General features: G+C 62.5%; 13 protein-coding genes. 5 read left to right on the plus strand and 8 right to left on the minus strand.

The features are described from left to right. The first annotated feature begins 5 nt into the window (after positions 1-5). Entirely contained in the window at positions 6-620 is a 615-nt protein-coding gene (locus GM910_RS15770; protein ID WP_246226174.1) for a GH36-type glycosyl hydrolase domain-containing protein, read from the plus strand. A 34-nt stretch (positions 621-654) separates the two neighbouring features. Here the strand turns inward: GM910_RS15770 and GM910_RS15775 are convergent, their stop codons facing one another. The 6 genes from GM910_RS15775 to GM910_RS15795 all read right to left on the minus strand — a co-directional run bounded on the left by GM910_RS15775 (position 655) and on the right by GM910_RS15795 (position 5,472). Beyond that, entirely contained in the window at positions 655-1,200 is a 546-nt protein-coding gene (locus GM910_RS15775; RefSeq protein WP_159588864.1) for a DUF2585 family protein, read from the minus strand. A 118-nt stretch (positions 1,201-1,318) separates the two neighbouring features. Further along, positions 1,319-2,101 (minus strand): hypothetical protein, encoded by a 783-nt coding sequence (locus tag GM910_RS15780; protein WP_159588866.1) that lies wholly within the window; start codon positions 2,099-2,101, stop codon positions 1,319-1,321. A gap of 24 nt (positions 2,102-2,125) precedes the next feature. Further along, entirely contained in the window at positions 2,126-2,836 is a 711-nt protein-coding gene (locus GM910_RS15785) for a heavy-metal-associated domain-containing protein (RefSeq protein WP_159588868.1), read from the minus strand. A 302-nt stretch (positions 2,837-3,138) separates the two neighbouring features. Continuing rightward, positions 3,139-3,306, minus strand: a complete 168-nt coding sequence (locus GM910_RS27850) for a hypothetical protein (protein ID WP_425482692.1) — start codon at positions 3,304-3,306, stop codon at positions 3,139-3,141. Next, complete coding sequence (locus tag GM910_RS27855) at positions 3,230-3,742, minus strand: type II toxin-antitoxin system RatA family toxin (protein ID WP_425482693.1); 513 nt, start codon at positions 3,740-3,742, stop codon at positions 3,230-3,232. The genes GM910_RS27850 and GM910_RS27855 overlap by 77 nt, the downstream gene beginning before the upstream one ends. 125 nt (positions 3,743-3,867) lie before the next feature. After that, a complete protein-coding gene (locus GM910_RS15795; protein WP_159588872.1) occupies positions 3,868-5,472 on the minus strand; it encodes an ABC1 kinase family protein in 1,605 nt (534 codons plus the stop codon). Positions 5,473-5,679: 207 nt separating this feature from the next. Here GM910_RS15795 and ftsH point away from each other — a divergent pair, with 207 nt between their 5' ends. The 4 genes from ftsH to GM910_RS15815 all read left to right on the plus strand — a co-directional run bounded on the left by ftsH (position 5,680) and on the right by GM910_RS15815 (position 12,040). Continuing rightward, positions 5,680-7,539 carry an ATP-dependent zinc metalloprotease FtsH gene (ftsH, locus tag GM910_RS15800; RefSeq protein WP_159588874.1) on the plus strand — a complete coding sequence of 620 codons (1,860 nt, stop codon included), beginning with the start codon at positions 5,680-5,682 and terminating at the stop codon, positions 7,537-7,539. A 211-nt stretch (positions 7,540-7,750) separates the two neighbouring features. After that, on the plus strand, positions 7,751-8,458 hold the full coding sequence (locus GM910_RS15805; RefSeq protein ID WP_159588876.1) for an ABC transporter ATP-binding protein: 708 nt from the start codon (positions 7,751-7,753) through the stop codon (positions 8,456-8,458). A gap of 3 nt (positions 8,459-8,461) precedes the next feature. Next, positions 8,462-10,825 carry an ABC transporter permease gene (locus GM910_RS15810; protein WP_159588878.1) on the plus strand — a complete coding sequence of 788 codons (2,364 nt, stop codon included), beginning with the start codon at positions 8,462-8,464 and terminating at the stop codon, positions 10,823-10,825. 3 nt (positions 10,826-10,828) lie between these two features. Continuing rightward, complete coding sequence (locus GM910_RS15815) at positions 10,829-12,040, plus strand: efflux RND transporter periplasmic adaptor subunit (protein WP_159588880.1); 1,212 nt, start codon at positions 10,829-10,831, stop codon at positions 12,038-12,040. Between the two features lie 204 nt (positions 12,041-12,244). Here the strand turns inward: GM910_RS15815 and GM910_RS15820 are convergent, their stop codons facing one another. Continuing rightward, complete coding sequence (locus GM910_RS15820) at positions 12,245-12,502, minus strand: ubiquinol-cytochrome c reductase iron-sulfur subunit N-terminal domain-containing protein (RefSeq protein WP_159588882.1); 258 nt, start codon at positions 12,500-12,502, stop codon at positions 12,245-12,247. A gap of 52 nt (positions 12,503-12,554) precedes the next feature. Next, a complete protein-coding gene (locus GM910_RS15825) occupies positions 12,555-13,619 on the minus strand; it encodes a YncE family protein (protein ID WP_159588884.1) in 1,065 nt (354 codons plus the stop codon). Positions 13,620-13,625: the final 6 nt, after the last annotated feature.

The raw sequence follows: 13,625 nt of genomic DNA on the forward strand, positions 1-13,625 counted from the left end.
GTGGAGTGGAGCATTCGCCGGCAGGAGGCTCGCGGTCGTGTCCGGCGGGCGGCGGGAGAGGGGCGTCCACTTTCCCCGAAACTGGCGGGCAATATTCGCATGCGGCGGCATGGCTGGGTCATGCTTTCGCCCGGCTGGGCGAAGGCGACGAGGCGGCCAGGATTTTCAGCTTCCTCAACCCTGCCAGCCATGCGTCAACCCGGACCGAAGCGAACCACTACCGCGTCGAACCCTATGCGGTGGCGGCCGACATCGCCAGCGTCGATCCGCACACGGGCCGAGGCGGCTGGACCTGGTATACGGGCGCAGCCGCATGGACCTGGCGTCTCGGCGTCGAGGCGATCCTTGGGCTGAAAATGAGGTGCGGGCAGCTGGCGATCGATCCGGCCTTGCCCAAGGGCTGGGGCGGCTTCAAGGCGGAAATCAGGACGTCCGGCGGCACGTTGAATATCGCCGTCAAGGATCCCGGGAGAATCGGCCACGGCCGCGTCGAGATAAAGGTCGACGGCAAGGCGCATAGCGGCCCTGTCGCACTGCCGGGCGACGGCAAGATGCACAAGGTCGAAGTGCGCCTGAGGCCGATTTCCGCACGGCGCCCAAAAGCGGCGGCTCGAATCTGAGCTGCGCGGCGAGGGCGCTGCACCCACCGTTTTTTCAGCCTCCAACCTGCCAGTTTGAGATGGCTTTGCTCGGGTAGATGAGCTGTATGATGTTAAGCACGCCGATTGTCCACACCGGCAATGTCCGCGCGAGGACAAAGCCGCCGACGCTTGCGACCGTGTCGGATACGGAGTTGATGACGCTGTCGCCGAAATAGCCCTGCGCGAGCGCCGCTTCCCGGTACCGATTGATGATGAGGGGCGTGTTCTCGAACACCTCCCAGCCGGCTTCGAGCCCGACAGCAAGTGCAAAGCGAAGGCCGATGGGGGAAGCTGGCGCCATGAGCCAGAGGAGCAGATAGAACGCAAGCCCGTGGATAACGTGCGTGTAGGTGTACCAGTCGGTGAGTTGTTGGGAATTCTCCGGGCCCAAGACTGCGCCGGACCAGAACCTTACATAGCCGCACTCACAGATTGCCGGTTGGCCCATGGCAAGAAGAACGAGCCCCTGGAGCATAATGAATCCGGCACCGACCAAGAGATTGGCCTTGAACGAAATCCTCGTGGACCATTTCGGGGCACCACTCTGCCACGCGCTCATGCTTCGCATCCTTCTCGGCAGCCGATTGGTCCAAAGCTTCCACAAATCGCGGTGCACCCTCGCTCCCACGCCCGCGACACCTGTCCCTGATGGATGAGCAGCGCGGGACCGCAAAAGCCTAAGACCAACCCAACAATCCTTTTACGAGATCGGGAATCGCCCCGGGCCCCAATGTACGCGCCATCACGACGGTCACCGCGTAGTAGCCCCAATGCGTTACATATGAATAGGCAAAACCGTTCGGCACTCTTAGGATCAGGTATGGAAAGGCGAGCCCGAAGGCAGCGGCCAGTATCGAAAATCGCGCAACATACCCCCAAGATACATCACCGAAGGCCAATAGAACGTGCGCCGAGCCGAACAAGGTCGCGCAACAGAGCGATATTTTGCGAAGGCTGCAGTTTTCGGCCGACAAGGTGAGAACGAGGGCCACGACGAGGAGCTGCTGGAAAAGGATCTCGATCGATTTCGGCAGGAAGTACCAAGGCGTGGCAAGCGGAAGCTCCGGTGGATTGATCCCTTCGTGCGGGTCAAACGGGGGCAAGGCAGGAAGCAGATAGGCCGCGAACATCACGCTCACTGCAAAAGCGAGAGACCATACGATGATACTCGTCAGGCGATTCTCGAAGGTGGCCCATCTGGCGTAGAGAGGCCAGCTGGCATACTGGGGCCAGAATGCGATGATCCCGATGCCTGTCCAAAAAAAGTAGTACAGCGCGGTTGCTATCGGGCCATCATTATAGTCGGATTTCTCTCCCAGCGCGGGCAGCAGGAAATAGTATCCGATGTCGGAAGCGATCCAAATGCCTGCAATTAACCCAATCGTCAATTTGAGCTGTGCAGGGTCGCGCGTGGGGGCGCTGCTGGAGGAACCGTCTGGCATGTTGTCACCTTGATCCATGAACGCCAGGCCGCCTTGCGCAGCTCAACGGAGCTTGTGCGCGGACAACCTCAAACCGCCAGGTGATCGGGGACGTGGGAACAGTGATCGTTCTGGAGGCGTGGGACCTCCGGTGATGGCCAGTTCAGCGCGTCTCGGACAGGGCAGACTCAGCACGCCGAGCAGCATGCGATATTCTTCCTCGCGCACGATCTGCTCCGGATCGGAATCCTCTTCGACCGCCGCCTTGATCGCTGCCGCCTTGGGCTCCGCGATCTTGTGCCCTGACGACTCGATGGCACGCCGGATGGCCTCGAAATCGACCGTGCTCGGATCATATTCCACGTCCCCTGCGCTGGTCCCGAGATTGGCCCGCGCCGAGAGCACACCCGGCGTCATCCGCAGGGCGAGCTCGATGCGCATTTCGCAGGACGAGCAGTGCATCGACTTGATGGGGATGCGGACCGTGGCAGCCCCGGGCGAATAGCCGGCGGTACGGATGGCCTTTACCAGGTCCATGGCGTTGACGCGGGCCGGGTGGTAGTCGACCGTTGCCAGTTTGTTGGCGAGATTGACGTGGGCGGAGATCACACCATCGATCGCCTGAAGCGCCTTCTCGACGGCTGGCGCACAATGCGAGCAGGTCATGCCGCCCATCGTCATGTCGATGTGGCGACGCTCGGCGGCCCGCGGCTCGACTTGCTCCAGTAGCCTCAGTTCGAGATCCTCCCTCGTAGCTTCTTTCGCTTCGGCCATGCGTGTCTCCTTCGGCCTGGTTGAAGCTCAGCACCGCCGTCCAGATCGTGCTCGTTCCCCCACGGCGCCGGGCTGGCCCTGAGGCACTGGCAATATCGAGCGCCCACTGAAGGAACGGGGCAACGCTCACTTTCATCCTAGGCGCCGGTGCCGGCCCAATCCCTTGATCCTGGTCAAACAGCGATCAGGCTGGGAGGTCAGATCCTGCCGGATGAGCGCAGCGATGTTTTGCGCGGGGTCTATCGAGAGGCATAAGCCAATCCATGGCCAACGCGATCTTTCCAGCCAAGCTTCCAGAAGGCTTAGCGATCCCCATGCAGTCGCGCCGCTCGCGCTTCAAAGGCGGTAACGGTTGCTACAGTGATGCCGCGCAGGATCGGCTCGACCATCCTCTCAAGGACCTTGGAACGGAGATCGAATTGCGCAGATAAGGTTATCCGCGTCCGCCCATCGGGGTACGGGTCGAAGATCCAGGATAAGCAGAACGACCGAAAAGGCGGTTCGCTCGAAACCACTTCGATCCGCTGAGGCGGGCTCAGAATCGTCTTCGAGCCCGAATCTCGCGCGCAGAGGACCAAGACCGATGGTCTGGTCGGTCCAGTAGGTATTTCCTTCGCGTCTGGTGATGCGCGCCGCCTTCCACGAGGGCAAGAATTCCGGGTACTGCTCGACATCGGCGGCGATATCGAAGAGCACCTCGCTATCGTATGGTAGCACACGTTCGAAACTGTAGCTCGTCATCTCGAGAGAGCTTTCGCTCTGAGCTCGGCCCGGCATTCGCGCCAGTTGCAACGGTAATCGACGTGGTCGCAGCTGCAGTCGCGCGCGGCAGCAGAGTCTCGCGACTGGAAACAGAAGCCGGCTCTCAACGCCGAGGGCTGATAGCCCCCTGGCGCAACAATCCATAGTCAATGCAGCCCTCTCCAGCCCCACACGCTGTCATGTCCGCCATGCATAATCATACGAAAAGCCAGATGCAGATCCGATCCGGCGTCCTTGACGTGCGTCAAATGCGATATCGGCTTCCCGGATCAAAGGCCGCCGGTGCGACGGACTGAGCGAGCAAGATGCCAAGAGAGCCACAGCGCCAGTCCATAGCCGATCACCGCCAGCAGCGGCACGTCGCCAAACACGCGAGGACCGACACTGTGGAGCATGAGCAACGACGACCCGACATAGAGCCCGAGCGTCACCATCGCGACTGCAATCCGGTTGTTTCCGCGGTTCATCTCCCGCCCAAGTGATTCCAGTCCTTCGTGCTGGATGCGGATCGGGACGCGACCGCCTTCCCGCTGCATCTTGTGGAGCCAAACAGCCAGCAAGCCCGGCACGTCCTGTGCGGCGAGTGCGATCTCTTGCCTGAGCCGCGCAAGATCGCCCAACGGCGGCTTTTCTCGGATGAGCGCCTTCAGCATCTCCTCGCCACGCGCGACCAGCGTATCAAGGATCCGGAGATCCGGATCGAGTGTTCTGAGCGTGGCCTCTCCAATGAAGAGCGCGCGCATCAGGATCAGTAGATTGTGGGGCACGCCGATGTTTTGGCCGCTACCGAGCCGGGTGACCTGTAGGAAGGCCTCGGCCAGCGACCAGTCCTTCAGGGGGCGGCCGGCGTAGTCACCAAGGATCTCCTCAATGCTCCGTACGAATTCCGCACGATCCATCTGTCCGCCAAGGATGCCAAGATCGATTGCCGCATCGAGGGTCCATTCCGGATCCGAATGGACGAAGCCCTGCAGGAACATCGCCAGTCCCCTCCGTGTCTCCCGGCTCAGATAGCCGACCAGGCCGAAATCGTGAAAGCAGATGCGTCCCTCGGGCGTTATGAAGAGATTTCCTGGATGCGGGTCCCCGTGGAACAGCCCAACGACGAAGAACTGATGGAGGTAGGCATCGACCAGGACTTGTGCGAGGCGCGGCCCATCCGGCCTGACGGCCGGATCATCGACCCGGTGGCCACCACTCAGTGTCTGGACAAGCACAGCTTCGGAGACGAGGTCGTCCACAGCATCAGGCACATGGATGGTGGCCCAGTCCTTGAACGCTTCGACAAAGCGCCGGATATTGCGTGCCTCCTGTCGGAAATCTGTCTCCTTGCGCAGGTTCGTCCAGATTTCCTGGACCAGGCGGACCGGCTGGAAGCGCGACAGGCGCGGTGCGACGATCACGACAAAGCGCGCGACCGCGATGAGGGTGCGCATGTCACGGTCGATCTGCGGGGCAATATCGGGGCGGCGGACCTTTACGATGACGCGACGCCCATCCTTCAGCCGGGCCCTATGGACCTGCGCGATTGAAGCCGCCGCCATCGGCTGATCCTCGAATTCCGCGAAAAGCGTCCCGATCGGCTGCTTGAGGCCCTGCTCCACTTCCGCGCGTGCTACAGAGGAGGGAAAAGGAGCTACCTTGTCATGCAGATCGCTGAGCGCGATAAGGTAGTCGTCGGGCAGCAGGTCTCCCCGCAGGCTGAGAGCCTGGCCGAACTTTACGAAGGTGGGGCCGAGTCGTTCGAGCGTGCTGCGAAATCGCTGTGGCACGGTCTGTCCCTGAGCACTCGGCCATAGGCGCCGGCGAACCGCAAGCATGAGCAGGCCGGCAAAGGCAGCTGCTATGCGGAGGGCTCGAAGCGGCAGCAACATATCCTCGCGAGTCGATCACGCCGCAGCACCAGTTGACGTCGTTGAGCCAAGCGCTCTCTTTGCGGTCGGCGGCGTCAGGTTAGCATCCGCACCAAAAGAGTACTGCCACGCTGCTCCGGCCTTGATCTCGCTCAATCCGCGTGGAGCGCGGTGCCGGTAGACTTGTTTGCAGCAAGACAAGGCCGTTGGTCTGGAGAGCGAAAATCCATGGACAAGCAGACACGCTTCAATGTCTGGTATGTTTTGGCGGCGCTCCTGCTCATGTCGGTCTTTCAGCTGCTGCTGTCGCAAACCAACCATGTGACCACCGTTCCCTACAGCGAATTCGAGTCCCTTCTGAAAGACGGCCGGATCAGCGAGGTGGTCATCACTTCACAACAGATCCGGGGCACGCTGAAAGGCGCAGCGGAGGACGGACCGCAGCATGTGGTCGCAACCCGGGTCGATCCGGCCTTGGCCTCGCGCCTCGATCAGTACGATGTGCCGTTTTCTGCTGTTGTCGAGACAACGTTTCTGCGTGATCTCCTGTCCTGGGTGATCCCCATTGCCCTGATCTTCGGCCTGTGGATGTTCGTCTTTCGCCGTATCGCAGAACGGCAGGGGCTTGGCGGCATGATGTCGATCGGGAAGAGCAAGGCGAAGGTCTATGTCGAGACGGACATCAAGGTGAGCTTCAACGACGTCGCGGGCGTCGATGAAGCCAAGGGCGAGTTGCAGGAGATCGTCGACTTCCTGAAGGATCCGCCCCGGCACAGCCGGCTCGGCGCGCGTATGCCCAAGGGCATTCTGCTCGTGGGGCCGCCGGGAACAGGCAAGACGCTGCTTGCACGCGCTGTGGCAGGAGAAGCGGGCGTGCCGTTCTTCTCCATCGGTGGCTCCGAATTCGTCGAAATGTTCGTCGGCGTCGGAGCCGCGCGGGTGCGCGACCTTTTCGAGCAGGCGCGCAAGGCCGCGCCGGCCATCATCTTCATAGACGAGCTCGACGCTCTCGGCAGGGCGCGTGGCGCCTTTCCGTGGGGCGGCGGCCATGACGAGAAGGAGCAGACGCTCAATCAGTTGCTTTCGGAGATGGACGGCTTCGATCCGCGGGAGGGAGTGATCCTGCTTGCCGCGACGAACCGTCCGGAAATCCTGGATCCCGCCCTGCTGCGCGCCGGGCGCTTCGACCGGCAGGTACTGGTCGACCGCCCCGACAAGATCGGACGGGCGCAAATCCTGCGCGTGCACGCAAACAAAGTCAACCTGGCGCCGGACACCGACCTCGATCAGATAGCTGCGATAACCCCGGGCTTCAGCGGAGCCGACCTCGCCAATCTCGTCAACGAAGCGACGCTGTTGGCAACGCGGAGGGGAGGCGAGTCAGTCACGATGGCCGACTTTACCCGTGCGATCGAGCGCATCGTCGCTGGGCTGGAGAAGAAGAGCAGGATTCTCAATCCGCACGAGCGCATGGTTGTTGCCTATCACGAGCTTGGCCATGCCTTCGTCGCCATGGCCCTGCCCGGCACCGACACAGTGCACAAGGTGTCGATCATCCCGCGGGGCGTCGGCGCGCTCGGCTACACGATCCAGAGGCCGACCGAGGACCGCTATCTGATGTCACGGAAGGAGTTGGAAGACAGGATGGCGGTATTGCTCGGCGGGCGGGCGGCCGAGAGCATCGTGTTCGGCGAGGTTTCCACCGGGGCTGCCGACGATCTCGTGAAGACGACGGACATCGCCCGGAGCATGGTGACCCGTTTCGGCATGGCTGAAGGTCTTGGCCCGATCGCCTACGAGGATGAACCCAACCGTTTTCTCGGCACTGCGCCGATGCCAGGAATGCTTGAGCGGCGATACAGCGAGAGCACCACCCAGCGGATCGACGACGCCGTGCGCGAACTCGTGAACGCGGCGTTGGAGAGAGCGACATCGTTGCTTGAAGAGCGGCGCGAGACGTTGGACAAGGCGGCGGAGGTGCTGCTGGCTCGCGAGACGCTGAGCGGGGAGGAACTGAAGACGCTCTTCAGCGATGCGGAAGACAGCGCCGGGAGATCGGTGGTGAGCGGTGCGCAAAGCGCGGCGTGATCCACATTGGCTGACGGCGTCCTCGCCGGCGCAAGTGGCGGTGTCAACAACGGGCGTCGAAACGCGATCGTAGATGACCATCCCCTCTCGGCGTCCGAACGATCCTGACCGAGGCCGCCGTGCCGCTCGTCGGAAAACGGGAAGCGATGCTTCGGTTGAAATACCCAACGGAAATGAGCGCTCTCCCGCTGGAAGGGAGGTCATTGCGAAGATGAAAGAAACGGTCCTTACCGCGCAGGCGCTGACCAAGATCTACCTCTCCGGCGAGGTGGAGGTCCAGGCACTGCGCGGTGTCGACCTTGATGTCCGGGCCGGCGAAGTGGTTGTCCTGCTCGGCCCCTCGGGAAGCGGCAAGTCGACTCTCTTGAACATAATCGGCGGCCTCGATCACGCCACGAGCGGCCGCGTGCTCTTTCAGGATCTGGAGCTTACCTCCTTAGGCGATCAGGCGCTCACGGACTATCGCCGTCGGCACGTCGGCTTCATCTTCCAATTCTACAACCTGATACCGAGCCTCACGGCCTATGAGAACGTCGCGCTGGTAACAGAGATCGCAGACAATCCCATGGAGCCGGAGGATGCGCTGGCGCTCGTCGGGTTGGAAGCGCGGATGGACCATTTCCCGGCCCAGCTTTCCGGTGGCGAACAGCAGCGCGTGGCTGTCGCGCGCGTGATCGCCAAGCGGCCGGACGTGCTGCTGTGCGACGAGCCGACCGGAGCGCTTGATTCAAAGACCGGCATCCGGGTGATCGAGGCGCTGCTTGCTATCAATGCTCAGCTCGGCACGACGACGCTCATCATTACGCACAATGCCGGTATCCAGGCCGTGGCCCACCGTGTGATTTCCTTTACGGACGGCCGTGTGTCTGCGATTCACGAGAATGAAGTGCGGCTCGCCGCAAGCGGCGTGAGTTGGTGAGCTATGCGCATGCTCGACCGCAAACTCCTCCGTGACATCAGGCGGCTCTGGGCGCAGGCGCTGGCGATCTCGCTTGTCATCGCTGGCGGGGTCGCCGCCCTCCTCATGGCGGTGGGCTCCTACCAATCGCTCGACGAGACCCGCCGAGCCTATTACGAACGCTATCAATTCGCTGACGTCTTTGCGTCCGTCCGTCGTGCGCCGAAGTCGCTTGTCGGACGAATCGCAGAGATTCCCGGCGTGGTCGCTGTAGAAGCGCGCATCGCCAAGCTGGCGCTGCTTGATATCCCCGGCATGCGCGAGCCGGCCACGGGCCAGTTCATCTCCTTACCCGAAAACCGCGAACCGCAGGTGAACAGGCTCTACCTGCGGCTCGGTCAGATGCCGGAACCCGACAGAGCCGAGGAGGTTGTCGTCAGCGAGAGCTTCGCCAGGGCGCACGACTTTGTGCCCGGCTCGCGCTTCTCCGCAATCCTGAACGGCCGCAAGCGGCCCCTGACGGTTGTCGGCATCGCCCTCTCGCCCGAGTTCGTCTACACGATCGGGCCGGGAGACATCATGCCCGACGACCGTCGCTTCGGCATCATCTGGATGTCGGAACGAGCGCTGGCCAGCATCTACGACCTGGAAGGCGCCTTCTCCTCGGTTGCCCTTAAGCTGCTGCCGGACGCGTCGGAGCCTGAGGTCATCGACCGTCTCGACGCCATGCTCGACCGCTACGGCGGATCGGGAGAGCATGGGCGCAGGGATCAGACCTCGCACGCCTTCCTCGACCACTCGCTCGATATGCTGGGCAACATGAGCCGCACGCTGCCACCCGTGTTCCTTCTCGTCGCGGCCTTCCTCGTCAATCTCACGCTCAGCCGTCTGATTGTGCTTGAGCGCGAGCAGGTGGGGCTCCTAAAGGCGGTGGGCTACGACAACACAGCCATCGCCGGGCACTATTTGAAGTTCGTCATTGCGATCAGCCTTGTCGGCATTGCCATCGGCAGTGCTGCCGGAACCTGGCTCGGCGGCTACGTCACCAGTCTCCTCGCCGAGTATTACCACTTCCCGTTCCTCCTTTTCATCAGGAATCCCGATCTCTACGCGCTGTCCGCGGGCCTCAGCCTTGCTGCGGCGATGCTTGGCGCCGTACGCGCCCTGCGCGAGGTTATCGGCTTGTCGCCTGCCGTGGCCATGCAACCACCGGCTCCGCCGCGGTTCCGCCGCCTGCTGCCGCACGGCTTTGCCGTCCGCGGTATGCTTCCTCAACCCGTCGTGATGACCCTGCGCAACATTACGCGCCATCCGGTGCGTTCCGCCCTGACGACGCTGGGCATGGCGCTGGCTACTGGCATCCTCATCGTATCGCTGTTCCTCAATGGAGCGATGGAGCAGCTTGTCGACGTGACATATTTCATGGCCGATCGGCAGGACGCGACGGTGAGCTTTGTCGAAAAGCGGCCGCACAAGGCCGTCTTCGAAGTTGCACGCCTGCCGGGCGTTCTGGCCGTGGAGCCTTATCGGGAGGTGCCGATCCGCGTTCGCAAAGGGCATGTGGAGCGCCGGGTAATGCTCAGCGGCCGGCCGCGCGACGCCGATCTCAGCCGCATCATCGACATCAATCTGCGGCCTGTCGTGCTGCCCGAAGCGGGCCTGGCGATCTCCGACTGGCTTGCCGGCATTCTCGATGCAACCGTCGGCGATCTGGTCGAGATCGATCTGCTTGAAGGGAGCCGCAGGACCGTGTCTCTTCCCGTCGCGGCGCGGGTCGAGGACTATTTCGGCATCAACGCCATGATGGACTCGGAAGCGCTGGCGCGGCTGATGCGCGAAGCGCCCGCCGTCAACAGTATTCATCTCAGCTTCGACGAGAGCATGCTCGATGCGCTTTACGAGGCGCTCAGACGCATGCCGACCGTCAGCGGCGTAGCGCTGCAGCGTGTTTCGTTGGTGAACTTCCGTGAAGCATTGGCTGTCATCGTCACGACGATGGCCAGCATCTACATCGGACTTGCGTCGACTATTGCCTTCGGCGTTGTCTACAACAGTGCACGAATTTCGCTGTCGGAGCGGGCACGGGAACTCGCCAGTCTGCGTGTGCTCGGCTTCCACCGCGGCGAGGTTTTCCGCCTGCTGTTTCTCGAACTCGCGCTTCTCACCCTGATTGCCCAGCTTCCAGGCTGGATGATCGGCTACGGCCTGGCGTGGCTAATCAACACCGAAATGGCCGGCGAACTGATGCGTACGCCGCTGATCGTTGAGCCTTTGAGTTATGTGCTTGCCAGCACAATCGTTGTCACCGCCGCCCTGCTGTCTGCGCTCGTCGTCCGCGAGCGCATCAACCGGCTTGACCTTGTCGCCGTCCTGAAAACGAGAGACTGAACCATGCGCCGCATCTGGATAAAACGAACGGCAGGACTCCTGATAGCCGCGGCAGCGGTTGCCGGTGTTGTCTGGTTTGCCTGGCCCCAGCCAATTCCGGTCGACCTCGCATCTATCGTCCGCGCACCGATGGAAGTGACGATCGAGGACGAAGGCAGAACGCGCGTGCGGTACATATACACCGTCTCCGCTCCCATCGCAGGAAAGGTTTTGAGGACGCCTCGGCATGTGGGTGACGAGGTCGTCGCGGATGAGACGGTGGTCGCTGTGATGCAAGCGACGGCACCGGGATTTCTCGACATACGCTCGCGCGAGGAGCTTCGGGCCGCGCTCGCCGCCGCTGAGTCGGCCGTAGAGTTGGCCGAACATGAGATGCATCGGATCGAAAGGGGTCTCGAATTCGCACGGGACGAGCTTCAACGGGCTGAGACGCTTGCGCGTCGCAAGGTGGTTTCCGCTCAGGCAATGGAGAAGGCGCAAGTCGATGTCGAGACGACCGAGCATGCGCTCGCCAGCGCCAAGGCTCAGCTTGCAGTGCGGCGCAGCGAGCACGCGAGCTTGGCGGCACGCCTGATGGAACCTAGAAGAAAGGCGGATTCTCAGGATGCGGCGTGGGGCATCCAGCTTCGCGCGCCGGTATCGGGCCGCGTCCTCGCCATCCACCAGGAGAGCGAGGCCGTTGTCCAGCCAGGCACGCCATTGATCGACATCGGTGATCCACGCGATCTCGAGGTCGTAGTCAACCTGCTCTCTAGCGAGGCTGCGCGGATCGAGCCTGGCGCTACCGCGCGCATCGATGGCTGGGGCGGACCGCCGCTTCGGGGTAGGGTCAGGCGCATCGACCCGGCTGGTTTTACCAAGATTTCCGCCCTCGGCATCGAGGAGCAGCGCGTAGGCAGCATCATCGAGCTGGTCGATTCACCGGAAGCCTGGCCACGGCTCGGGCACGACTTCCGGGTGATCGTCAATGTCACCGTCTGGAGTTCCGCGGATGCGCTCGCAGTACCCGTGGCTGCCCTCTTCCGGCGCGGAGACGGTTGGGCAGCGTACGTCGTCCGAGAGGGACGCGCGCGAAGCACCACTGTGGATATCGGGCGACGCACGGATCGAACAGCAGAAGTTCTTGCCGGACTGTCACCCGGCGAACAGGTGATCCTGCACCCTAGCGATAGCATCGCTGACGGTGTGGCCGTGGCCGCGCGCAGGGAGCGATGAATGAAGAGACAGCCTTTAGCCCATGCCATTTGGTCTAATCACCGAAAGGCAATACGCGCGGAAGGTGTCTGACACGCCTGTTCGTGACGTGATGGGGGATGAGGAGCCGAACCAGACAGTCGAGGCCCGCATAGAGCCGGCGTCGCCAGACTTGCGTCTACACGGCCAACAGGCGACAACAGCCCGGTCATGTCCTCGATCTCATCAGTCAATCAGGCAGCCACCCGATACACGCGACTGCAGATCGCCTTGCACTAGGCAGTGGTTCTCTTGATCATCGAGCAATGGTATACGTCCCGGGCAATACCGAGGACGCACAACCCGCTTCTGCCGCCTTCGGGCTTGGGCTTGCTTCAACACGCCCTCGGCCGCTGCTGCGCCGATCGCCGCGGCCGTTCCCGTGGCGACATACAGGAAGTCGCGCTTTGTGATCTCGCTGGTCGGGTACTGATCCGTTTCCATGGCGGGACTCCTCAGTCCATCGATGCCTCCGTTCGTCTTGTCCCGGGAGCGGTTAGGGCAGCACGACCATCTGGTGGCCCTCGCCCGAAACGGCGATTTCGCCACGCACGGCCATGCCGGACTGCCCGACGATCCAGACTTTCGGTTCCTCGCGGCTGGAAACGAAAAGCGCGCCCGTGCTGGTGACCGTCGCCAGGTGATAAGGAGAGGGCGCGAGCGTAGTGGTCTTCTGCGTGCCTGTGTCCAGGGCGACCGCGACGAGCTTGTCTTCGCCTTTCCCGCTTACAAACAGCGTCTCGCCGTCATCCGAGAGGTCCAGCCCGTGTATTTCGCCGCCGACCGGGAAGGTCCGTGCGATCCTGCCGGCAGGCAATGCGATCTCGTGCACGTCACCCGCATACGCGTCGGCGACGTACAGATGCTCGCCGTCGCGTGAGATGACGACGTGCTCGGGCGCTTCGCCGGACAGGATGTTGCGCTTCACGAAACCCTTTTCGATATCGACTTCGCTGACCGTTCCATTGTCGGCATTCGTGACAAAGACCGAACGGCCATCGGGCGCAAACACCGCATAGTTCGGGTTCGGGCCGGTCGGCACGAAGATCCTGAAGGATAGGGTGTCCAGATCGACGATGCCGATCCCGCCCGTTGTCGGATGGGAGGTGACCGCGTGGCGGCCATCCGGCGACATTGCCACGTGATGGACGGCGCCAGGGACTTCGATCCGTCGCACGACTTCACCCGACTGCGCATCTAGAACGGTCAGGATGCTGACTGGGGCATCCATCGGCATGGCTGGCGCAGGCTTGCGTGCGTGATGCGCCTCGTGTTCGTCCTGCGTAATGCCTTCCGGTTTCTCCGGTACTTCGGCCTCGTCTTTCGCTACTTCGGTGTAGCTGCCTGCAACAAGATACTTGGCTCCCGGCGCGCCGGCCAAGCCGTGAACGGCCTCAAACCCGGTCCAGCGCGCTTTGACGGCGCCAGTATCGGCGTCGACGACGAGTATCTCGCCAGCGCTCCCTTCGGGAATGTAGACGGTGGCTGCGGAGGCTGCCGCGGGTGTCAGCAGGAGCGCAACGAGTGCCGCTGTCGCAAGACCTGTTCTGATTGTTGTCATCTATGA

Source organism: Chelativorans xinjiangensis (assembly GCF_009812055.1).
Lineage (GTDB): Bacteria > Pseudomonadota > Alphaproteobacteria > Rhizobiales > Rhizobiaceae > Chelativorans > Chelativorans xinjiangense.

Coding starts and splice junctions, on each gene's coding strand:
- GM910_RS15810 (WP_159588878.1), top strand. CDS start 8,462: ATGCGCATGCTCGACCGCAAACTCCTCCGTGACATCAGGCGGCTCTGG.
- GM910_RS15785 (WP_159588868.1), bottom strand. CDS start 2,836: ATGGCCGAAGCGAAAGAAGCTACGAGGGAGGATCTCGAACTGAGGCTA.
- GM910_RS27855 (WP_425482693.1), bottom strand. CDS start 3,742: ATGGATTGTTGCGCCAGGGGGCTATCAGCCCTCGGCGTTGAGAGCCGG.
- GM910_RS15825 (WP_159588884.1), bottom strand. CDS start 13,619: ATGACAACAATCAGAACAGGTCTTGCGACAGCGGCACTCGTTGCGCTC.
- GM910_RS15820 (WP_159588882.1), bottom strand. CDS start 12,502: ATGGAAACGGATCAGTACCCGACCAGCGAGATCACAAAGCGCGACTTC.
- ftsH (WP_159588874.1), top strand. CDS start 5,680: ATGGACAAGCAGACACGCTTCAATGTCTGGTATGTTTTGGCGGCGCTC.
- GM910_RS15815 (WP_159588880.1), top strand. CDS start 10,829: ATGCGCCGCATCTGGATAAAACGAACGGCAGGACTCCTGATAGCCGCG.
- GM910_RS15805 (WP_159588876.1), top strand. CDS start 7,751: ATGAAAGAAACGGTCCTTACCGCGCAGGCGCTGACCAAGATCTACCTC.
- GM910_RS15775 (WP_159588864.1), bottom strand. CDS start 1,200: ATGAGCGCGTGGCAGAGTGGTGCCCCGAAATGGTCCACGAGGATTTCG.
- GM910_RS15795 (WP_159588872.1), bottom strand. CDS start 5,472: ATGTTGCTGCCGCTTCGAGCCCTCCGCATAGCAGCTGCCTTTGCCGGC.
- GM910_RS15780 (WP_159588866.1), bottom strand. CDS start 2,101: ATGGATCAAGGTGACAACATGCCAGACGGTTCCTCCAGCAGCGCCCCC.